This is a genomic window from Cryobacterium sandaracinum, assembly GCF_004403415.1.
In the GTDB taxonomy this organism is placed as follows: domain Bacteria; phylum Actinomycetota; class Actinomycetes; order Actinomycetales; family Microbacteriaceae; genus Cryobacterium; species Cryobacterium sandaracinum.
The window spans coordinates 105,905-127,915 of the sequence record NZ_SOGO01000016.1 but is presented as its reverse complement, the minus strand read 5'-3'; the positions used below and the strand labels follow the sequence as shown (position 1 = coordinate 127,915).

Sequence of the window (22,011 nt, the reverse complement as noted above, 5' to 3'; positions counted from 1 at the left end):
GCTACACCCTGACCGCTGTGGGCTTGAGAACGAGGCCCTGGGGGCGAACGACGAGCACAAGGATGAGGATGAGGAAGGCGGCGCCGTCCCTCAGGCCGGACGAGACGTACCCGGCCACGTAGGCCTCGATCACGCCGAGCAGGAGAGCCCCGACGATCGCGGCACGAAAGGAGACGAAGCCGCCGAGGACGGCGGCGACGAAGCCCTTGAGGCCGAGCAGTACGCCGCCCGACCAGAGTGAGAGGTAGATCGGGGAAGCCACCACGCCGGCGACACCCCCGACGAAACCCGCAATCGCGAAGGCCAGCACTGACGCGGTGACCGGTGAGATCCCCACGATGCGCGCCGCAACGGGCTGCTCCGCACACGCCCGCAGGGCCTTGCCCCAGCGTGACTTCTCGTAGAAGAGCACAATTCCACCGCCGACCACGATGAGGGCGCCGATCATCCAGAATTCTTGAGAACGGATGCTCACCCCGCCGATCAGGATGTTGGTCCCCGGGAACAGGGGCACCCCCTTGGCCTCGGGCCCCCAGGCCAGCAGCATGATCGCCTGCAGCAGAGTCGAGACGCCGAGGGTCAGGATGATGGACGTGAGCGGGGTCAGCTTCTTCACCCGTGCGATGATCAGCCGTTCCATCGCAATGGCCACCAGGGTCACCGAGAGGATGGCGACCAGGATCGCGAGAAGGAGCGGCATCCCGGCCGCGGCGAGCCAGGCACTCCCCAGTCCGGCCAGCATCGCGAACTCGCCCTGGGCGATGTTGATGACGTGGCGAACCGTGTAGACGGCGATCAGGCCGACGGCGAGCAGGGCGTACACAGAGCCCTGTGAAAGCCCTGCCACCGTCAACTGCAGGAAATCAGTGAGCACGATCAGTCCTTGAGGAGGTTCCAGCGACCATCCTCGGCCTCAGCCAGGATGAGGGCGGTGGCGTCGAGGCCGGAGTGGTTCTTCGCGGTCATCTGGAAGACTCCGGAGATCCCAGTCCACTGGGCGCTCTCGAGTTCGTCGCGCAGGGCATCCGCGTCGGTGCCGGCGGCCTCGATCGCGTTGACGGCGATGTGCCAGGCGTCGAACGCGTGGCCCGCGAAACCGGACGGCTGCTCGCCGTAGGCCGCGTTGTAGTCCGCCTGGAACTGCTCGATGACCTCGCGCTGGGTGTTGTCGGCCGCCAGCTGGTCGGCGACGAGCAGGCGGCCCATCGGGGCGATGACGCCGTTGGCGGCGTCACCGGCGGCGTCGAAGAATGCCTGGTTCGAGATGCCGTGCGAGTGGTAGACCGGCTTGTTCACGCTGAGCTGCACATAGGCCTTCTGGGCCAGGCCGGCCGAGGGGTTGATGCCCCAGATGATGACGGCGTCGGAGTCCGAGCCGCGCACGTTGGTCATCTGCGGGGTGAAGTCGGTCGCGCTCGGCTCGAAGGCCTCCGTCATGACCAGGGTGATGCCGCGCTCGGCGCCGAGGTCTGTGATGTACTCCGCGACCCCTTCGCCGAAACCGCTCGCGTCGCGCACGAGGGCCAGCTTGGTATATCCCTTCGCCTCGGCGTCGTCGAGGATGCGCTCGAGCACGACCACGTCGTTCTGTGCGGTCTTGAAGACCCACTTCGAGCCCTCGACGATGGCCACGTTGGCCGCGACGGAGATCATCGGGATCTTCGCGGCTTCCGCGATGGGGCGCATGGCCAGGCTGGGCCCGGTGCGTGAGGCACCGATGATGATGTCGACCTTGTCGCTCTCGATCAGCTTGCTCGTGGCCTTGGCCGCGCCGTCCTCGGTCGACTGATTGTCGATGATGGTGAGCTCGACGTCGCGGCCGTCGATGCCGCCGTCGTCGTTGAGCTGCTTGGCCAGCATTGTGAGCGTGTTCTGCTCCGGCACGCCGAGGCTGGCGCCGACGCCGGTGACGTCGAGAACCGCGCCGATCTTGATCGGGCCGGCCTCCGCTGCAGGGTCGTCCTTGGCCGTTCCCCCCAGGTTCGAGGTGCTGCATCCGGCCAGCGCAAGGGCTGTGATAACGGCAATCGGCGCGATGAAACGCAGACGAGACTTCTTCATTGGAATCTCCTTCAGAGGAACAGATAATTAGTGACCGACCAGTCGTTCACTAATTCAGGTGTGGGCCTGACAGTACCGTGGCATCGCCGCGCGCGGCAAGGGTCCCGAGGCAGTCGTTCGTAACGAGTGGGTGACGGTGTCGGCGGTGAAAGGATGCCAGTCGGCGCCGGGTCCGTTAGGCCAGCGCGAGCATCCCAGCCGCGCCGAGGGCCAGCGCGAGGCCCAACCACTGCACCGGCGCGATCCGTTCCCGGAGCACCACGGCGGCGAGCAGGATCGTGCCGGCCGGGTACATTGCCGTGAGTACGCTCATCACGCTGAGGTCCCCGGCGCGCATGCCGAGCAGCAGCAACACATTGGCCACGACGTCGATCACGCCGCAGGCCACGGCCAGCCGCAGCCCGATGGTGAGCGTCGAGCGGGGCTGCGGCGCGGCATCCGTCACCGGTCTGAACGAGCCCGTCATCGGCGCGGTCGTCACCAGTGAACGTCGCCGCCGCAACGCGAGCAGGGCGAGCAGCCCGACCACGGAGAACATGATCGCCGCATTCACCGCGCGGTTCATCACCAGCGGTACGAGCCCGCTGTCCGCCGGGGTCAGGTCGATCATCACCATGAAGGCGCCGATCATCGTGCCGGAGCCGAGGGCCATCAGCACGCCGAGCAGGCTCGGCCGCACGGCGCCGCGCTCGGGCACGAAACCCACGAGCACCACCGCCACGAGCGCCAGGCCGAGCGCCCAGTAGCCGATCGGGGCGAGGCGGTCGCCGCCGGCCAGCCCCACCGTCATCGGCACGACCGCCGACACCACGGCCGTGAGCGGCGAGAGGATGCTCATCGGCCCGATCGCGAGGCAGGTGTAGAGCAGCGAGATCGCGATTGCGCCGCTGACTCCGGACAATCCGCCCCACAGCACGGCCGACGGCGACCAGACCCCCACCACAAACGGTAGGGCGAGCAGCAGGGCCACGAGCCCGGATGCCGCGGCGACGGCCGTCACGAGCAGGGAACTCATGCGCTTGGCGGCGAGCCCGCCAAGGAAGTCGGCACTCCCGAAGATGAGTGCGCCGGTGAGGCCGAGGACCGCGGTGAGCATAGAAAACGAGCTTAGCGAGTGGCCGGTATCCTAAAACCCCCAACTGTGTGAGGCGGGGAGACAGGTCGCTGTGAAACGAGGGAACAGGGCGCGGCAGTGGGCAGCGCTCGCGCTGGGCGCCGCCGTGGTGGCCGCGCCGCCGTGGTGGTCCGCCGCCCCGGCGTCGGCCCACGACTCCGTGGGCGGGTCCTCCCCGGCAGCGGGGGCCGTCGTGACTGAACAGCCTTCGCTGTTCACCGTGACGACGAACGACGCCCTGCTTGACCTCGGCGGCGGGGGAGCGGGCAGCGGGATGCTCATCAGCGGGCCCGCGCGTGTGGCCACGCCTCTCTACTACGGTGACGGCTGTATCAGCCTGCTCGGCCCGACAGTCGAGACCAAGGCCCAGCTGGGCCAGCCGGGCGAGTACACGGTGACCTGGCAGGTGGTCTCGACCGACGGGCATCCGGTGTCCGGCGACTTCACCTTCACCTGGCAACCGGCCGCCGACCAGGCATTGGCTGAAGGGTCCCCGGCCAAGCCGGTCTGCGCCGAGACCGCGGACGCCGCCGCGGATGCTGCTTTCCCGGATTCCACCGACACAAGCACCGTCGCCCTCGCCGAAGCCCCCCTCGTCGCCGTCTGGATCGCCGCCGCCCTCGGTGCCGTCCTCCTCGCCGTGGCTGGAACCCTCCTCGCCATCCGCCGAAGCGCGCGTCGCCCACCGAATCAGCCCGAGCAGCCTGACCAGCCCGCGTAGCCGACCCGCACCATCGGAGGGCGCAGGTAGAGTTGCCGGGTGAGTTGGAACGCCGAAATACCGTGGAATCCTGACGAGTTCGAACCACCCGACGAATTCGACGCCCCGCCACCGCCCGACGGCTATGCCGGCGGAGCCAGGGAGTGGGAACCGGCCCCGGGCCTGGCGGGCCCGGCAGGCCGCGCTCGCGCCGGCGCATCCGCCCTTCGCGTACCCGCAACCCCGCCCCGCCGCGCCACCGCGAAGTTCGCGACGGCCGGCGAGGCCCTGCGCACGGTCTTCGGCTACGACTCCTTCCGCGGCGAGCAGGCCGCCATCATCGACCAGGTCATCAACGGCAACGACGCCGTCGTGCTGATGCCCACCGGTGGCGGTAAGAGCCTGTGCTATCAGATCCCCTCGCTCGTGCGGGAGGGCACCGGCATCGTCATCTCGCCGCTGATCGCCCTCATGCAAGACCAGGTCGACGCGCTCACCGCCGTGGGCGTGCGCGCCGCGTTCCTCAACTCCAGCCAGGACTCCGCCGCTCGGGGCACGGTCGAGCGTGACTACCTCGCCGGCAACCTCGACCTGCTCTACGTCGCCCCCGAGCGACTCTCCTCCGAGGCCACCAAGCGTTTCCTCGACCGCGGTACCATCGCCCTCTTCGCCATCGACGAGGCCCACTGCGTGTCGCAGTGGGGGCACGACTTCCGGCCCGACTACCTGGCCCTGTCCGACCTGGCCGACCGCTGGCCCGATGTTCCCCGCATCGCTCTCACCGCCACGGCCACCGACGCCACCCATAAAGAGATCACCACCCGGCTACAGATGGGCGATGCCCGGCACTTCGTCGCCAGCTTCGACCGGCCCAACATCCAATACCGCATCGTCGGCAAGGCCGAGCCGCGGAAGCAGCTCCTGGCCTTCATCAAGACCGAGCACCCCACGGATGCCGGCATCGTCTATGCCCTCAGTCGCAAGACCGTCGAGGCGACCGCCGAATTTCTGCGCCAGAACGGGCTCAACGCGCTGCCCTACCACGCGGGCCTCGACCAGGGGTTGCGCGCCCGCACCCAGTCCCGGTTCCTCCGTGAGGAGGGCGTCATCATCGTCGCCACGATCGCGTTCGGCATGGGCATCGACAAACCGGATGTGCGTTTCGTCGCCCACATCGACCTGCCCAAGTCCGTCGAGGGCTACTACCAGGAGACCGGCCGCGCGGGCCGCGACGGCCTGCCCTCCACCGGCTGGCTCACCTATGGCCTGCAAGACGTCGTGCAGCAGCGCCGCATGATCGACGAGTCGCCCGGCGACCTCGGCCACCGGCGCAAGCTCTCCGCCCACCTCGACGCCATGCTCGCGCTCTGCGAGACCGTCAGCTGCCGCCGGGTCAACCTGCTGCGCTACTTCGGCCAGTCCAGCGAGCCGTGCGGCAACTGCGACACCTGCCTCGAACCCCCCGTCGGCTGGGACGGCACCGTCCCTGCCCAGAAACTGCTCTCCACCGTGGTGCGCCTGCTGCGCGAGCGCAATCAGCGCTTCGGCGCCGGGCAGCTCATCGACATCCTGCGCGGCAAGGTGACCCCGCGCACCACTCAGCACAGCCACGACCAGCTGGCCACCTGGGGCATCGGTGCCGACCTCAGCGACCAGCAGTGGCGCGGCGTCGTGCGGCAGCTCCTCGCCCAGGGTTTCCTGGCCACCTCCGGCGAATACGGCACCCTGGTGCTGACGGATGCCGCCGCAGAGGTCCTCGCTGGCCGCCGCACAGTGGAGCTCCGCACCGAGCCCGAACGGGTCGCCCGCCCCGCGGCCGGGGCCCGCAAGAGCGCCGCGAAGGCGGCCGCGGCCGATCTCAGCCCCGAGCAGGAGACCCTGTTCGCGGCGCTGCGGGTCTGGCGCTCCGCCCAGTCCAAAGAGCAGGGCGTGCCGGCCTACATCATCTTCGGCGACGCAACCCTGCTGGCGATCGCCGCGACGAAGCCGGCCACCCTGGCCGACCTCGACGGCATCTCCGGCGTCGGTGCCAAGAAGCTCGACGCCTACGGCGCCGCCCTCCTCGAGGTCGTGTCCGCCGGAACCTGACGCCTCCCGTCCCGGACCCAACCCGCGGCATCCCGCAGGACCGGGTAGAACTGAGTCATGGACTGGACCGAGTACTTCAACGCTCAGGCCGCTCGCCCACCGCGTGCGGTGCTGCTCCGTGCCCTCGACCTCCGTGCCCTCGACCTCTGCGCCGACGCGCCACCCGCCCCACCCGGCACTGCGATCGACTTGGGCTGCGGTGCGGGCACCGAGACCCGGCACCTGCTCGCCGCCGGCTGGACTGTACACGCGTTCGACGCCGACCCGGGCTCTGAGGCCAGGGTCTGGACGGGCCTTCGCGCCGCGGAGCAGTCCCGCCTGGTCTTTCACCGGTCCCGCTTCGAGGATCTCCCCGAGTTGCCCGCCGCAGACCTCGTCTATGCGGGGTTTTCCCTGCCCTTCTGCGACCCCGCAGTGTTCCCCGACCTGTGGGCGGGCATCCGCGCGGCGCTGAAGCCCGGCGCCTGGTTCGCCGGAGAATTCTTCGGCCCCCACGATGAATGGGCCGGCCGCGCAGACATGAACTTCCATGATCGCGGCCAGGTCGAGGCGCTCCTGGCCGGTCTGCACGTCGTCGGCCTCGTCGAAGACGACCGCCCCGGTCAGTCCGCATTCGGCCCTCGCCACTGGCACCTCTTCCACGTCACCGCCCGCACCCCGACCACCTGTGCCCCAACGAATTCGACGGAGATTTTGAGCTAAAGCCACGTTTTGGGCTTGTTTTAGGGCTTCTAGGGCAAAATCTCCGTCGAATTCGTGAGGAGCGGCCGGGCCGTCGCTCCGGCAGAGGTGGTGCCCCGTTTGTGGGTAACGGTGCCGTCAGACCCTTTACCGCTGTGGAAACCTACAAGACGAATGCCGGGCGGAGCATCCTTCGTTGTAGGCCCGTCACGCACTATTTCCCCGCTTCGTGAGAGCCGCCTAGCGTGTAAGAAAATTTCGAGTTCGCGCGAAGACGAAGGACCAATGATGGTTGACACTGCTCAGCGCTCCAACAGCACTACCCCCGCCAAGACGGAGAAGACCCCCGCCAAGACGGACAAGAAGACGGACGCGACCCTGGCCACGACCGTCGCCGTCACGCCCCCCGTGGCGCCCGGCGTCGACACCGGCCCCGTTATGATCGCCGGCCAGGCCGGTGCCCCCACGGTCAACATCGAGTCGCTGCACCGGCAGCTGCTCGGCACCTGGGCCGACGTGCGCCTGCGGGCGCGCGAGCTCACGGCCAAGCCCGAACTGCAGCGCATCGAGGGTCAATCCATGGCCGAGCACCGCGAACGCGTGCTGGGCCAGCTCCTGATCCTGGCCGAGAACGGGCACGTGCACCGCGCGTTCCCGACGCACCTGGGCGGCGCCGACGACCACGGCGGAAACATCGCCGGGTTCGAGGAACTCGTCACCGCCGACCCCAGCCTGCAGATCAAGGCGGGCGTGCAGTGGGGTCTGTTCGGCGCGGCCGTGCTGCACCTAGGCACCAAGAAGCACCACGACGCCTACCTGCCGGGCATCATGACCATGCAGGTCCCGGGCGTCTTCGCGATGACCGAGACCGGACACGGCTCGGATGTCGCGGCCATCGGCACGACTTCGACCTACGACCCTGCGACGCAGGAATTCGTTATCGACACCCCGTTCCGCGCGGCGTGGAAGGACTACCTCGGAAACGCCGCGAAAGACGGCATCGCCGCCGTTCTCTTCGCCCAGCTGATCACGGCGGGCGTCAACCATGGGGTGCACGCATTCTGGGTGCCGATCCGCGACGAGTCCGGGGATTTCCTCCCCGGCATCGGTGGCGAGGACGACGGCCTCAAGGGCGGCCTCAACGGCATCGACAACGGGCGGCTCCACTTCGACGGGGTGCGCATTCCCCGCGAAAACCTGCTCAACCGCTACGGCGACGTCGCCGAGGACGGGACCTACACCAGCCCGATCTCCAGCCCCGGCCGCCGCTTTTTCACCATGCTCGGCACCCTCGTGCAGGGCCGCGTCTCGCTCGACGGCGCCGCCACCCAGGCTTCGGCGATGGCCCTCACGATCGCCATCACCTACGGCAGCCAGCGCCGCCAGTTCAACGCCGGTAGCGACACCGACGAGGAGGTCATCCTCGACTACCAGCGCCACCAGCGCCGTCTGCTGCCGCGCCTGGCCACGACCTACGCGCACACGTTCGCCCACGACGAGTTCCTGGTCAAGTTCGATCAGGTCTTCAGCGGCCAGGCCGACACGGATGCCGACCGGCAAGACCTCGAAACCCTCGCCGCCGCCCTCAAGCCGCTCTCGACCTGGCACGCTCTCGACACCCTGCAGGAGGCCCGCGAAGCCTGCGGCGGCGCCGGATTCCTCGCCGAGAACCGGCTGGTCGGCCTGCGCGCCGACCTGGACGTCTTCGCCACCTTCGAGGGCGACAACAACGTGCTCCTGCAGCTCGTCGCGAAGCGTCTGCTCACCGACTACAGCCGCAAGTTCGCCTCAGCCGGCCCGGGCGTGCTCGCCCGCTACGTCGTGCAGCAAGCTGCCGGCCGCGCCTACCACGGTACCGGGCTCCGCACCCTGGGCCAGGCGGTCTCCGACTTCGGCTCCACCGCTCGCTCCGTGGGCCACCTCCGCGACACCACGGTGCAGCGGGAGCTGCTCACCGACCGGGTCGAAACCATGATCGCCGAGATCGCGGGCAAGCTCCGCTCGGCCGGCAAGCTGGCACCGAAGGATGCCGCGGCCCTCTTCAACGCCAACCAGGACCAGCTGATCGAGGCGGCCCGTTCGCACGGCGAGCTGCTGCAGTGGGAGGCGTTCACCCGGGCGGTCGAGACCGCTGAAGACGCCGGCACGAAGCAGGTCCTGACCTGGCTGCGCGACCTGTTCGGCCTCGGACTGGTGGAGAAGCACCTGGCCTGGTACCTGATCCACGGGCGCCTGTCGGCCAAGCGGGCACAGTCGGTCACGGCCTACATCGACCGCATCATCGCCCGGCTCCGCCCCCACTCCGTCGACCTGGTCGACGCCTTCGGTTACAGCCAGGACCACCTCCGGTCGGCAATCGCCAGCGGTGCCGAGCAGGAGCGCCAGAACGAGGCCAGGGACTACTACCAAACCCAGCGTGCCAACGGCACCGCTCCCCGCGCCGAGAAGACTCCCGCCAAGAGGTAGCCCCGATCCGGTGGAGAGTGCCCGTTCCGCCGGCCGCTCTCTACCGGAACGGGCACCCTCGTGTCGTACCCAGGTACGAGGCCGGCGGGCGCACAAGCGTCCGCTGGGCCGATGCGTGCAGCATCCGTCCCCCGTAGCGTCGATGACGGGCCGATTTCACACGGTGAGACCGGCCCCACCGATGTACAACGAGGAGACGGATGATTCAGGCACAGTCCCTGACCAAACGGCACGGCGGCAAGACCGCGGTCGACGCGATCGACTTCACCGTGCAGCCCGGCAAGGTGACCGGCCTGCTGGGTCCGAACGGCGCCGGCAAGAGCACCATCATGCGCATGATCGTCGGACTGGACCGGCCGACCGCCGGATCGGTCACGGTCAACGGCAAGCATTACAGCGAGCACCGGGCGCCGCTGTGCGAGGTGGGCGTGCTGCTCGACGCGAGGGCCGTGCACACCGGCCGCTCGGCCCGCAACCACCTGCTGGCCCTGGCGGCCACCCACGGCATCCCGGCCGCCCGGGTTGACGAGGTGATCGAGCTCACCGGGATTGGAGCCGTCGCCCGCACGCGCGTCGGCGGCTTCTCCCTCGGCATGGGCCAGCGCCTCGGCATCGCAGCGGCGCTGCTCGGCGACCCTGCGGTGCTGATTCTCGACGAGCCCGTCAACGGGCTCGACCCCGAGGGCGTGCAGTGGGTGCGCCAGCTGATGCGGTGCCTCGCCGCGGAGGGCCGAACCGTGCTGCTGTCCTCGCACATGATGAGCGAAATGGCTCTCACGGCCGACCACCTGATCATGCTGGGCCGGGGAAAGGTGATCGTGAATGCCCCGGTCTCCGAGATTATCGGCATGGCCGGCACGCACCGGGTGCGCGTGCGCACCCCTCAGTCCGCCCAGCTTGCGGCCCTGCTCGCCCAGCCCGACGTCACCGTCACCACCGGAGAGCCGGACCTGCTCGAGGTAGCCGGTATTTCGGCCGGTGACATCGGCGAACAGGCCGCCGCCGCGGGCATCGTGCTGCACGAGCTGACCGGCGTGAGCGCGTCACTGGAAGAGGCTTACCTGGCCCTGACCCAAGACGAGGTGGAGTACCGCGCCAGCGGCTCCGCGCAACTGCAGGAGGCATGACGATGACCGAGACAACCGCGACCAAGACGCCCGCGCCCGCTGCTTCCTCCTCCCCGGCCGCGGACGGCACCGTGCCCGGCGCCGCATCCGCTGTGCACGGCCTGAGCGCGGCGGGCCTGCTGCGGTCGGAGTGGATCAAGCTGCGCAGCGTGCGCTCGACGGCATGGTCGTACGCCCTGCTCGTACTGGTTTCGCTCGCCCTCGCGGCGGTCATGTCCTCGACGCTCGACCTGCAGGGTGCGGACGCCTCGATGATCCCCGCGGCCGACCAGGCGACTTTCATCGCCCAGACCGCGACATTCGGGGTGTTCTTCGGCCAACTCATCGTGGCCGTCCTCGGCGCGCTGACCATCAGCGGCGAATACTCCACCGGCATGATTCGGTCCACGTTGACAGCGGTGCCGCGCCGGCTGCCCGCCCTTGCGGCGAAGGCCGCCGTGCTGTTCGTCACGACCTTCGTGGTTGGGCTGGCCGCCAACCTCGGTTCCTATCTGGTGGCGTCGCTGGTGCTTTCCCGGCAGGGCTTGGGCGTCAGCTTCGCGGATCCAGCCGTGTTCCTGCCGGTACTCGGCGGTGCGCTCTACCTGGCCCTGATCGCGGTCTTCGCCCTCGGCATCGGCACCATCGTGCGCAGCGGGGCCGGCGGCATCGCGGTCGTGCTCGGCATCGTGCTGTTGCTCCCGATGGTGTTCCAGGTGATCGCTGCCCCGTGGGCCGCCGCGGTGCTGCCGTATCTGGTGTCGAACGCGGGCATCAACATGTTCGGGTTGATGTCGTTCAGCCCGGTGCCGATCGAATGGTGGGTCAACCTGCTGGTGCTGCTCGGCTGGCTCGCGGTCAGCTTGGTCGGTGCCGCTGTGGTGTTGAAGCGGAGGGACGCGTAAAGTCCTCTGAATGACCGAATCACTCCTCGCCCTCGGTCGGCCGCTTGTGCCGACCGAGGGCGAACTGCGTCTGCCGACACCGCCGGGGGTGGCCGGGCGGTTCTGGGCGCGGCATCCGTGGCTCAGCGATGCGCTGGTCGCGAGCGCCTATTTCGTGCCGATGGCCGTCGTCTTCCTGATCGACCTGACACGGCAGGCCGGGCCCGGCCTGCCGCCGCAGGCCCTCATCACCGCCGCGGTGGTGATGGTCATCACGGCCGCACTGCTGGTCCGGCGGCATGCCCCGCTTCTCGTGCTCGGGGTGACCTGCGCAGGACTGGTCGTCGCGTTCCCCGGCCAGGGCGACACCCTGCCCGTGCTGATCGCGCTCTACACTGCCGCGGTCTACCGTGGCGTGCGAAGCGCCTGGTTCGGCCTCGCCGTGGCGATCGGCATCGGCGCCCTAGGTGCTTTTCCGGGCGCGAGCAGCTACGCATCCTGGCTTGCGGTCGCCTCCCAATCCGCGGTCCTCATGCTCGCGGCCACCCTGATCGGTGTCACGGTCGGCGATCGCAAGCGTTATGTGGCCGCGCTGGTCGAACTGGCCGCACAGCTGGCCCGAGAGCGCGACCAGCAGGCCCAGCTCGCCCGCATCACCGAACGCGGGCGCATCGCCCGGGAAATGCACGACATCATCGCGCACAGCCTCTCGGTCATGGTCGCGCTCGCCGACGGCGCCGACGCGCTGCTCGTCAAAGACCCGGAACGTTCGCGCGCTGCGCTGCGCGAGGTGGCCCGGACCGGCCGCGGCTCGATGTCCGAGATGCGCCGGCTGCTCGGCGTGCTGAGTGAGGGTCCTCAGGAGCAGGGCGACCCCGAGGGGACGGATATCCCCCTCCGGCCCCAACCCGGCGCCGACCAGCTCGTCGACCTGGTCGAATCGTTCCACGCCGCCGGACTGCCCGCCCGGCTGGAACTCACCGGGCGCATTCCCGGGAGCCAGGGTCTGCAGTTGACGGTCTACCGGATCGTGCAGGAATCGCTGACCAACGCGCTGCGGTATTCGGCGCATCCGACCGCGGTGACCGTGCGACTGATCCGGGTACCGGGGCGGCTCGAGGTGGTCATCGCCGACGACGGCCGGAACGCGTCGGCCACATTGCCGTCGTCGGCTGCCGGGCGGGGCATCATCGGGCTGCGCGAGCGCGTCGCGCTCTACGACGGCACCCTCGTGGCCGGGTGCCGTCCCGGCGGCGGCTGGCAGGTGCGCGCGACGATGACGGTCGACGAGACGGGGGAACGGGCATGACGCCGATCCGGATTTTGCTCGTCGACGACCAGGCGCTGCTGCGCACGGGCTTCCGGATGGTGCTCGAGGCCGAGGACGATTTCACCGTGGTGGCCGAGGCCGGCGACGGCGCCGAGGCGATCGCACTCGCCACCGACCTGCATCCCGACGTCATCCTGATGGATGTGCGGATGCCCGGAATCGACGGCATCGAGGCCACACGGCGGATCACCGCCGCGTGCCCCGACAGCCGGATCATCATTCTCACCACTTTCGACCTCGACGAGTACGCGTTCGGTGGCCTCCGCGCGGGCGCGCGCGGGTTCCTGCTGAAAGACGCCCAGCCCGCTGAACTCACCGCGGCAATCCGGGCCGTGGCCTCGGGCGACGCCTCCGTTTCGGCGCGGGTGACCCGGCGCATGCTGGACCTGTTCGGAGCGAAGCTTCCGGGGGCAGATCGGGAGGCCGACGGTACCGAAGCGGATGCCGACGCCGGCCGACTCGGCCTGCTCACCGAGCGGGAGCGAGAGGTCTTCTTCGCGGTTGCGGAGGGTCTGTCGAACCCGGAGCTCGCCGAACGTTTCTTCCTGTCCGAGTCCACCGTCAAGAGCCACGTCGGACGCATCCTGGCCAAGCTTGAGCTGCGTGACCGAGTGCAGGTCGTCATTCTGGCCCACCGGCTCGAATAGGCTCGGGGGTATGCGCACCTTCTACCCCGAGATCGAACCCTACGAAACCGGACTCCTCGAGGTCGGTGACGGGCAGACCATCTACTGGGAGGCATCCGGCAACCCCGACGGCAAGCCGGCCGTCTACCTGCACGGAGGGCCGGGCGGCGGATCGAGCCCGAAGCAACGCCGCGTCTTCGACCCGAAGAAGTACCGCATCATCCTTTTCGACCAGCGTGGCTGCGGTCAGAGCACGCCGCACGCGAGCGCGGCGGACGCCGACCTCACCACCAACACCACCTGGCACCTCGTGTCCGACCTCGAGAAACTGCGCGAGCACCTCGGGATCGAGCGTTGGCTGGTCTGCGGCGGGTCCTGGGGCAGCACCCTCAGCCTCGCGTACGCCGAGACACACCCGGACCGGGTCACCGAACTCGTGTTGCGGGGCATTTTCACGCTGCGCCCGATGGAACTCGACTGGTTCTACGAGGGCGGCGCGTCGGCGATCTACCCGGACCTCTGGGAGAGCTTCATCGCCCCGGTTCCGGTGGAGGAGCGCGGCCACCTGATCAGGGCCTACAAGCGCCTGCTGCACGACCCCGACCAGTACGTGCGCGAGCGGGCCGGCGTGGCCTGGTCCACCTGGGAGTCCTCGACCATCACGCTGCTGCAGCAACCCGACACGATCGCGCGTTTCACCGAGCCGGCGTTCGCGGTGGCCTTCGCCCGGATCGAGAACCACTACTTCACCAACTCCGGCTGGTTCGAACCGAACCAGCTGATCCGCGACGCGGACCGTCTGAAGGACATCCCCGGCGTCATCGTGCAGGGCCGCTATGACATGTGCACCCCCGCCTTCACAGCCTGGGAGCTGCACCAGAACTGGCCGGAGGCCGATTTCAGGCTGATCCCGGATGCCGGTCACTCCTTCGACGAGCCCGGCAACCTGGACGCGATCATCGAGGCCACGGACCGCTTCGCGACCTGAGGCCGGCCGGGAGAATCCCGGCGACAGCAGGCCCAGACCGGTCGGACGGCGGTCCTGAATATGTGCTCGCTCCCGTCGAAATAATCCCTGCCGGTGGTCTGTCCAGGCCCTTGACACTCTCGTCTTATTTGGTAATCGCACTACCCTTCGATAGCATTCGAATATTGCTCAGGTGGCCCCTCTTCGGGGGTCACATCCCTCGCGCTCTCGATCGCGCACAATCTTGAGATGTTGTATGTCTGCTCTTTATGCTGGCCAAAAATCCCCGATCAAATTCCTGAACCGGCACCCCAATGGCAAGCCACGTCTCGCCAAGCTATGGCAACTCACGGCCGTCCTTGCGGCGACAGTGCTGGCCCTATCGGCTGTCGTTCCGTCGCCCGCGTCGGCGGTGACCTCTCCCCAGGCTGTCGCCGCTGCCCCGATCGCAGTGAAAGCGGGGGAGGCCACCTGGACCACTATCCGCGAACCCAGCACACCCCAGAACGCCACGCCGTACGTCAGCGCCACGTCGCTGGCTGACAAGACCTTCCTCAAATTCGACACGGCACAGTACACGGGCATGAGCGTCGTGTCGGCGACATTGGACTTGAAAGTCGCCAGCACCACCTCTACCGCACCTGGCGTGCAGGTCTATCCGGTCTCCTCGGACTGGAGCGCGTCGTCTCTGACTGAGTCGAACCGCCCGGCCCACATCGACACGGAACTGAGTGGGGCATCGGTTCGGGCTCTGACCGGACAGACAATTTCTGTGCCGCTCTCGGGTCTGAACGGTACAGCGTTGTCCGGGTCGACTGCGTTCGAGGTGCGCTTCGCCCAGAAGTTTGTCAGCACCTCGTTCGTAGGCAAAGGGGAGGCGCGCCCCACGCTGAAGCTCGTCCTCGCGGCAACCGGCTCGGCGACCGGCGCGGCGACCGGCTCGGCGACCGGCTCGGCCACCGGCTCGGCGACTGGATCCGACAGCCTGTCATTCGCGGTTCCCGGGTCGAACACCACCGGCAAAAAGGTCTTTGCACACTACTTTCCGCCGTACCCCATCTCCATCGAGAACAAGGCACCCGCATCGGATTACTATGCGATCAACTACCTCACCTCGCAGGGCGAGGGAGGCATCCACGCCAACTACGGCGGATTGCTGCGCGACCGCCCTGAGGCTCGCGCTCCGCGTTCGGGGGATTGGAAACTCACTGATATGAAAGAGGAAGTCACCGACGCGGCAGATGCCGGTATCGATGGCTTCACCGTCGACATCATGAGTCTGTCCGGCCTCAACTGGGAGCGAACACTCGATTTGGTGCAGGGCGCGGAGCAGTCCGGCAGAAACTTCACCATTGTCCCGAACCTGGATATGACGGCCAGCGCCGGAAAGGCCAGCATCGCGACCATCGCGGCGAAACTTGCCGAATTATACAAGTCCCCGGCCACCTATCGTCTGAGTACAGGCGAATTCGTTCTCTCCTCCTTCGCCGCCGAGCGTCAGAACGCGGTCTGGTGGGGGCAGTTGAAGTCGACGTTGGCTTCGCAGTATGGAATCAAGACGGCGTTCATCGCCGTATTCCTTAATGCCAGTGACGAGAACCTGAAGAGTTTTGCACCGATCAGTTATGCGTTGAGCAACTGGGGAACCCGGACGCCGGTGACCATCGAGAACGGTCCCGACTACGCGGCGAAGGCACGAGCACTCGGCGTGAAGTGGATGTCTCCCGTTGTCGTCCAGGACGTCCGGCCCCGAAGCTACCTCTATGACGAAGCCGGCAATACGGAAACCCTGAAGGCGTCCTGGAAACGGGCGCTGTCGAACGGTTCTGAATTGGTGCAACTGGTCACGTGGAACGACTACTCCGAGGGGACGTCGTTTGCTCCTTCGGCAGCGCACGGCGAGGCCTTCCTGGATATCAACGCGTACTACCTGAGCCAGTTCAAGAAGGGCTCGGCGCCGGCTATCGTCAACGACTCGATCTACTTGACGCACCGGATTCAGCCCTATGCAGCGACGCCGACCACGCCGCAGCAGCTCATGTCGCCCACGTTGAGCGGAACAGCCATGAAGCCTCGGGATACCGTCGGAGTGCTCACATTCCTCACGGCACCGGCGACGGTCACGGTCTCAATCGGAGGAAAAAAGACATCGTTCGAGGCGCCGGCAGGAGAATCAAGCAGGACGTTCCCGCTGGCGCTGGGCACGGTCGGTGCGAGTGCAGACCGGAACGGGGCGCAGATCGCCGCGGTCACCTCTCCGTACACAGTCGTTGCGCGCCCTGTCGTGCAGGATCTGCAGTATTACGCCGCAAGCAGCAGGACCCAGTAACCAGGATCACCGGAACATAGCCGGGTGCTGCCGAACTGCCTGCGGGTCGGCAGCACCCTTTTGTGTCGAGTAGATCGTGTGACATCGCTACCGTTTGCGGAGTGCGACTTCTTCCTCGTGGCTGCGGACGGGTTGTTCCTGACGTGACGGCTCCTGCTCCGCCGCCGTGTGCGGCATGTAATACCTGCCTCGATTTCGACCGAGAAGCCGAGCGGGTGCCAGGTTCAGGATCGCGCCGAGCACCGGAGTCCCTGCCGTTTTGAGGCTCTCGACGGCTTTCCGGAGTTCCCGCGTTTCGACCTTTCCCGACCCGACGACGAGAACTGCCCCGCCGAAATACCTTCCGAGGATAGCTGCGTCAGTCACGGGCAGGAGAGGCGGGCAGTCGATGACGACGACGTTGAACCGGTCGCGCAGCGAGGCGAAAACCTGTTGGGCGTGTGTGGAGGAAAGCAGTTCGCTCGGGTTCGGGGGAACCTGCCCTGACAACAGGATCTGGAGGCCGTCCGGCCCCCAGGGTTGGAGGACATCATCCACGTCGGCGTCGTGGGCCAGAATAGTCGAAAGACCGACCGATCCCTCGAGGCCGAAATAGTCGGCCAGGGACGGTCTCCGCAGGTCCGCTTCGACCAGACACACCAGGCTGCCGGAGGCCGCGAGTGTGATGGCGAGGTTCGCCGCCGTGACGGATTTTCCTTCGCCGGGAATGGACGAGGTGACGACGAACACCTTGTGGCGCTCATTCGCCTGGAGGAAATGCAGGTTCGTTCTGACCTGCTTGAATTCCTCGGCCCGAATGGGGCTGAAGCCTCGTTGCGGGACCAGCGGGTTGTTGACACTCCCGCGGTCGTACACAATCGTCCCGAGAAGTGTCAGACCGAACTGCCTGAGCTGTTCCGCGGTTCTCACTTTTGCGCTCGTCAGCTCCCGCAGGAGAATGAAGCCGAGCCCGGCAACGAAGCCGCCCAGCAATCCGGATGCCAGTGCGATCGACGGGCTGGGGGCGGAAGGCGCGGTGGGTGTCGTCGCACTCTGCACGGACTCGAGGCGTAGTGGTGTAGTGCCGTCGCTCCTTTTCGGGACCAGACGGATCACCGTATTGACCAGACTCGTCGCCACCGCGTCGGCAGTGGCGGCGGCGCGGTCCGGCGAGGTATCCGTGACAGCGATCGAAATGAGAGACGTGTTCAGTGGCACCGAGGCAGATACCCGATCACCAAGTTCACCGACAGTGGTTTTCAATCCAAGCGCGGTTATCACAGGGTCCAAGACGATCTGGCGGGTCGCCATGATGCTGTAATTGCGGGCCTGCTGTTGTGAATAATTGCTGCCCTGCGCGAGGTCACTGGTGCTATCGCTACCGATTGCCGAAACGAATAACTCCGCTTCCGCGGAGTACTCAGGCTCGGTGGTCAGCACGTAAACCGAAGCGGCGATGACGCCAAGAATGGTGAATGTGACGAGCGCAACCCATCGAGATCGCAAGAGGTTCCAGAATCCACGTTGATCCACGCGTTCGCCCTTCACCGTGTCGAGCGGCACCGGATTGACCAGCCAATACTGAGACTCTATCAAGAACCTCATTATCACAGCGACCCACGTAGGGGGGGCATATGCGTGCCACTATGAGCACATGATAGCCCGACGTCTCATGCGGCCTCGGTGGTGGAAATTTCTCGTCGTCGCCGTGCTTTTCGTGGGTGCCATCGGGCTTGCACTCCTCGCGCTGCAACCGGTCGGCACGGAAGACGCAGGAGCGCCGAAAGACCCATACCCCACCATCACCGCCGTTCCACGTGCTCCTACGGCCGTGTTCCTCGGTGGGGCATCAACCTCGGGAGCCGGAGTCAGCGGCCAGGCCACCCGTTGGTCGACTGGGCTCGCTGCAGACAAGGGCTGGCAAGAGGTCAATCTCGCGACAAAAGAAGGTGACATCGCGTTTGGAGTCACACCCGGAACCTGTGGGCCCTCGACGTGTCCGAGCTACCAGGACTTGGTGGCCAAGACCGTCGGCCTGAATCCCTCCGTCGTCGTGGTGGCGGCGGAGCGGGCCGGCACGAATGTGGATCTGCCTGAAGCAGTGGCAACCATCAATGCCGCACTTGCCGCCCTGCGCGTCGGAGTGCCCGATGCTACTCTGGTCGTAGTCGGCCCGGCGGCGCTCAACGGTATGGACGATAGTCGGGCAGCCGAATTGGACAGTGAGGTTCGCGCCGCCGCGGCGCGCGTCGGCGCCACGTACGTTAGTCTGCTCGAACCGAATGTTCTCGATCCATCGATGGTCGCAAGTGACGGTGTCAGTGTGAACGAAGCAGGTCATGCCGCAATTGCAGTTCGTGTGAAAACTGCGCTTTCGTGACGGAACCTGGACCCGGCGCAACCGTCGGGACGTCGGGGTCGGCAACGACTTTTCGCACCGTCCTCGGGGTCACCGTTCTCGGTGCAATCCTTGCCGCTGTCGTGCCGCTGGCTCTCCTGGTACAGGTGCCAGACGTCGGCAGAGGACAGGCGTGGATTCTGACTCTGATCCTCGTCGTGTGGGCGGGTCTGCGACTCGCCCTCATCATCGTTGTCGGCCGTCCGATGCTGTTCGACTTCTTCTTCTGGATGTTCGTCTACGTCTTCATGGGGATTGCTCCAACCGTCCAGATCCGAAGTGGTCTCATCTCGCGGACGACGCAAGGTATCGACGAGTCGCTCGAGCTCCCCACGGCCGCCTTGGTCTGTCTCGGCGTCGCCTGCTATGAAATCGGGCGATTGGGTGCCTACGGGCATGAGCGCAGCAAGCTGACGACCGGGATTCGAGAACGGGGGAGTGCCCCCGTTCGGGTGGTGACCCAGGTGCGAACCTGGCCGACCCTGGTGCTCGTCGGCGCGGGCATCGTACTCAGCTTGTATTTCATCTCCAGGGTCGGTGCGGGATCGCTTTTCGGTAGCAGGGATCAAGCCTTTGCCGCGCGTTCAGCGGCGTGGACGGACCCCGCGGTGCGCTCGATCATGTACGCCGGTGCTATCTATCCGTTGTTGGTGGGCATCGGTGCGCTCGTGCAGCTGAGGCGGAGGACGACGGGGCCGCTGTCGATGGCCTATCGCGGCCTGATCGTTGTCGGGATTGCACTCCTTCTCACCGTCGTGAATCCGGTCAGCAGCGCACGCTACAGCCTGGGCACTGTCCTCTTCGCCCTCGCCGTTTTCGCGGGAGCCCTGCTCACCGTCGCGCGTGTTCGAGCGACCCTGACTGCAGCACTCGTCGGATTGATTTTTCTGTTCCCTCTGGCGGATGCCTTCCGGCGCCCGGAAGTCAACTTGGTGCGCAACGGTTTCTTCGGGGAGTACGAGGGGAACCCTGACTATGACGCATTCTGGCAAGTCGCCAACGCATTTTCGTACGGTCTTGACGGGCTGATTGAGCCGGGGCGCCAGGCGCTCGGCAGTGTTCTCTTCTGGGTGCCCCGAGGCGTCTGGCCGGACAAGCCTGTGGACACGGGAATTCTGCTCGCCCAATATCGCGGCTACAGTTTTCAGAACCTCTCTGCCCCGCTCTGGGCGGAATTCCTGGTCAATGGAGGTATCGGCGTCCTTATCGTGGGTTTTCTCCTGCTGGGCTACTCCCTGCGTGTCATGGACAGTCGACTTCTCCCCGCGTTCAATGCCGCGGGCTATTGGGCCATTGTCGGCGCGATCTTTCCGGTCTATATGACAATTCTCTTGCGCGGTTCACTGCTCCAGGCGACGGGAGTGGTGGCGGTCGCGTTGGCGTGTCTGCTTTTCGTCCGACAGTCGGGCAGGCCCCCCGGAAGTGACTCGCTCAGCGGTACGAAGTGGCCAGAGCTTCAGCGATCGCCTGCATCCCGAACCGGTTCCGGCTAGCCAGCGCGCCGGCGCGGCCCATGCTGTGAGTCAGAACGTCGTCGCGTAGAACCGTTGCAACGGCGCCGACGAGAGCCTCGAGAGTGTCATCCACCACAATTCCGCATCCGATCTCAGTGACCGCCGGAGCGAGTCCGCAGCTATCCGTGATGACCACCGGCACGCCGAGTGACATGGCTTCGAGAACTGACATCGGATACGGTTCATCGATGGAAGGCAGAACGTATACGGCGGCCCGCGACAACCGTTCGTTGGTTGCACCCGGGGCCAGGGGTCCCTCCCAGGACAGTATGCCTTTACTATCGGCCGCGTCGATGAGGCGCTGTACCGCTGGCCCCTCTCCCTCATCGGGACCGACCAGGGTGAACGACACCGTCGGGAATTCATCAGCGAGTGCGAGCGCCATTTTCACGAAGAGCTGCGGGCGTTTCCGGCGGGCGAGTCGGGCTAGATAGAGAACTTCCGTGCCCGCAGCGGGACCGTTCGCGCTCCCCGGCGCCGGTACGCCATTGGCGAGATGCTTCAGATTGAGCGCCGTGCCCGCAACGGCACTGAGATCATTCCGTTCCTGGTCGGTGAGGTAGAACACCACCTTCGCCCCCCTCAGAGCCGGTCGGGTGACGAACGCGTCCAGAGGAATCGCCAATGGACTGTCTGAAGGGTCGATCATTCCGTGAGTCTGCACCACGTACGGTATCCCGGCCTTGCGCAACCAGCGCGCCGCAGGGAGCGTGACGAGGTCACGGGCGGCATGAATGTGCACAACGTCGAACGAGCGCGCGGCCTGCTTGAGCCAGTGCTGCAGGGCGGGTGCGCACAGGCCGGCGAAACCGATACCTGGGATGATCGTTCGGGCGGGGAACAGACGGAGCGGCACCCCGTCGAATTCATGGGGGGCCGCTTCGCCGAATCCGCGGGCGCCGCCGGCTACCACTACGTCGTGGCCTGCTTCACGGAGGGCTTTGGCCTGGTTCAACGCGACGCGAACGGGACCTCCATACTCACCGTTGGGACTGACGAGCGTCACGATGGAGAGCACACGCATTCAGGTCTGGTCCCGGTCCTGAGAGAGTGCTGGTCGTTCCGCGCGCGGAGCTCGCAGAAGTGCCCGGGCGGGCACGGTCCCGGAGACGAGAGCCGTCGCGCCGATAACGCTGTCGTGGCCGATCCGGCTTCCTCGGAGAACTGTTGCCCTGGCCGCGATCCAGGCGCCGTCTTCCACGATAATCGGCGCATTGTCGAATTCGAATGTCTGCGAGGTGCGGTCATGGCTGCCCGTGCACAGCATGACACCCTGGGAAATGCACACGTCACTGCCAATGATCACCGGCTCGAGATTCAGAATCCAGACCTCTTCACCGATCCACGAGTTGTCACCGACGACCAGTTTCCATGGCCAGTGGATGCGCACGCGATGGCGGATCAAAACATTGTCACCGATCGTGGCGCCGAAAAGCCGAAGGAGCGCCACGCGGAGACGGGGCGGGCACCACCACCGGACAACAACGAGTCCGGAGAGGAGAAGCCAGGCGATCTGCCAGAGCGAATTCCGCCCCCGTTCGTAGCCTGCGCCGGAGAATCCGGCCAGGTTCCGGCGAGGGAGACCTGACGGTTGGGCCATCGGTGGTCTCGCGTCGCTGACTGACATGACGGTCAGTGTACGCAGACAACCGATCAGCGGCTAGATATCCCGTTGAACCATGTTGCTGCTAGCTTGTTCGCATGCAACCCCGTCGAACTGAGCGTGGGCAGGCGAGATGAGGGTCCGATGAAGGCAGGTGCGCCGAGG

Annotated in this window: 18 protein-coding genes; 12 read left to right on the top strand and 6 right to left on the bottom strand. The window is 66.6% G+C overall.

Going from position 1 to position 22,011, the window contains the following annotated elements; all coding sequences use genetic code 11:
- Position 1: 1 nt before the first annotated feature.
- From E3T25_RS05270 to E3T25_RS05260, 3 genes are all read right to left on the bottom strand, one after another.
- Positions 2 to 874, bottom strand: a complete 873-nt coding sequence (locus tag E3T25_RS05270) for a branched-chain amino acid ABC transporter permease (RefSeq protein WP_166785952.1) — start codon at positions 872 to 874, stop codon at positions 2 to 4.
- A 2-nt stretch (positions 875 to 876) separates the two neighbouring features.
- Positions 877 to 2,061: an ABC transporter substrate-binding protein gene (locus E3T25_RS05265; RefSeq protein WP_134372792.1), complete on the bottom strand. Its 1,185-nt coding sequence runs from the start codon at positions 2,059 to 2,061 to the stop codon at positions 877 to 879.
- Between the two features lie 175 nt (positions 2,062 to 2,236).
- Complete coding sequence (locus E3T25_RS05260; protein ID WP_134372789.1) at positions 2,237 to 3,157, bottom strand: EamA family transporter; 921 nt, start codon at positions 3,155 to 3,157, stop codon at positions 2,237 to 2,239.
- Positions 3,158 to 3,227: 70 nt separating this feature from the next.
- Here E3T25_RS05260 and E3T25_RS05255 point away from each other — a divergent pair, with 70 nt between their 5' ends.
- The 10 genes from E3T25_RS05255 to E3T25_RS05210 all read left to right on the top strand — a co-directional run bounded on the left by E3T25_RS05255 (position 3,228) and on the right by E3T25_RS05210 (position 16,352).
- On the top strand, positions 3,228 to 3,896 hold the full coding sequence (locus E3T25_RS05255) for a copper resistance CopC family protein (RefSeq protein WP_166785951.1): 669 nt from the start codon (positions 3,228 to 3,230) through the stop codon (positions 3,894 to 3,896).
- 39 nt (positions 3,897 to 3,935) lie between these two features.
- The gene (gene recQ, locus E3T25_RS05250; protein ID WP_241980638.1) at positions 3,936 to 5,963 is read left to right on the top strand and encodes a DNA helicase RecQ; all 2,028 of its coding nucleotides are present in this window, start codon (positions 3,936 to 3,938) and stop codon (positions 5,961 to 5,963) included.
- 57 nt (positions 5,964 to 6,020) lie between these two features.
- A complete protein-coding gene (locus tag E3T25_RS05245; RefSeq protein ID WP_134372783.1) occupies positions 6,021 to 6,665 on the top strand; it encodes a class I SAM-dependent methyltransferase in 645 nt (214 codons plus the stop codon).
- Between the two features lie 267 nt (positions 6,666 to 6,932).
- Entirely contained in the window at positions 6,933 to 9,110 is a 2,178-nt protein-coding gene (locus tag E3T25_RS05240; protein ID WP_134372780.1) for an acyl-CoA dehydrogenase family protein, read from the top strand.
- Between the two features lie 200 nt (positions 9,111 to 9,310).
- Entirely contained in the window at positions 9,311 to 10,237 is a 927-nt protein-coding gene (locus E3T25_RS05235) for an ATP-binding cassette domain-containing protein (protein ID WP_134372777.1), read from the top strand.
- A 2-nt stretch (positions 10,238 to 10,239) separates the two neighbouring features.
- Positions 10,240 to 11,121, top strand: coding sequence for an ABC transporter permease (locus E3T25_RS05230; protein ID WP_166785015.1), 882 nt, complete (start codon positions 10,240 to 10,242; stop codon positions 11,119 to 11,121).
- 10 nt (positions 11,122 to 11,131) lie between these two features.
- Positions 11,132 to 12,409 (top strand): sensor histidine kinase, encoded by a 1,278-nt coding sequence (locus E3T25_RS05225; RefSeq protein WP_241977302.1) that lies wholly within the window; start codon positions 11,132 to 11,134, stop codon positions 12,407 to 12,409.
- Entirely contained in the window at positions 12,406 to 13,077 is a 672-nt protein-coding gene (locus tag E3T25_RS05220) for a response regulator (RefSeq protein ID WP_134372774.1), read from the top strand. Before E3T25_RS05225 ends, E3T25_RS05220 begins: the two co-directional genes overlap by 4 nt.
- Before the next feature lie 10 nt (positions 13,078 to 13,087).
- Entirely contained in the window at positions 13,088 to 14,044 is a 957-nt protein-coding gene (gene pip, locus E3T25_RS05215; RefSeq protein WP_134372771.1) for a prolyl aminopeptidase, read from the top strand.
- A 235-nt stretch (positions 14,045 to 14,279) separates the two neighbouring features.
- The gene (locus E3T25_RS05210) at positions 14,280 to 16,352 is read left to right on the top strand and encodes a glycoside hydrolase family 71 protein (protein ID WP_134372768.1); all 2,073 of its coding nucleotides are present in this window, start codon (positions 14,280 to 14,282) and stop codon (positions 16,350 to 16,352) included.
- An 87-nt stretch (positions 16,353 to 16,439) separates the two neighbouring features.
- Here E3T25_RS05210 and E3T25_RS05205 read toward each other — a convergent pair whose 3' ends face one another.
- Positions 16,440 to 17,894: a tyrosine-protein kinase domain-containing protein gene (locus E3T25_RS05205; RefSeq protein ID WP_166785950.1), complete on the bottom strand. Its 1,455-nt coding sequence runs from the start codon at positions 17,892 to 17,894 to the stop codon at positions 16,440 to 16,442.
- Between the two features lie 454 nt (positions 17,895 to 18,348).
- Here E3T25_RS05205 and E3T25_RS05200 point away from each other — a divergent pair, with 454 nt between their 5' ends.
- A complete protein-coding gene (locus E3T25_RS05200) occupies positions 18,349 to 18,711 on the top strand; it encodes a hypothetical protein (protein ID WP_104102512.1) in 363 nt (120 codons plus the stop codon).
- A gap of 101 nt (positions 18,712 to 18,812) precedes the next feature.
- Positions 18,813 to 20,222, top strand: a complete 1,410-nt coding sequence (locus tag E3T25_RS05195) for a hypothetical protein (protein WP_134372762.1) — start codon at positions 18,813 to 18,815, stop codon at positions 20,220 to 20,222.
- Here the strand turns inward: E3T25_RS05195 and E3T25_RS05190 are convergent.
- Entirely contained in the window at positions 20,161 to 21,267 is a 1,107-nt protein-coding gene (locus E3T25_RS05190) for a glycosyltransferase (protein ID WP_134372759.1), read from the bottom strand. The genes E3T25_RS05195 and E3T25_RS05190 overlap by 62 nt on opposite strands.
- Entirely contained in the window at positions 21,268 to 21,870 is a 603-nt protein-coding gene (locus E3T25_RS05185; RefSeq protein WP_233191495.1) for an LbetaH domain-containing protein, read from the bottom strand.
- Positions 21,871 to 22,011: the final 141 nt, after the last annotated feature.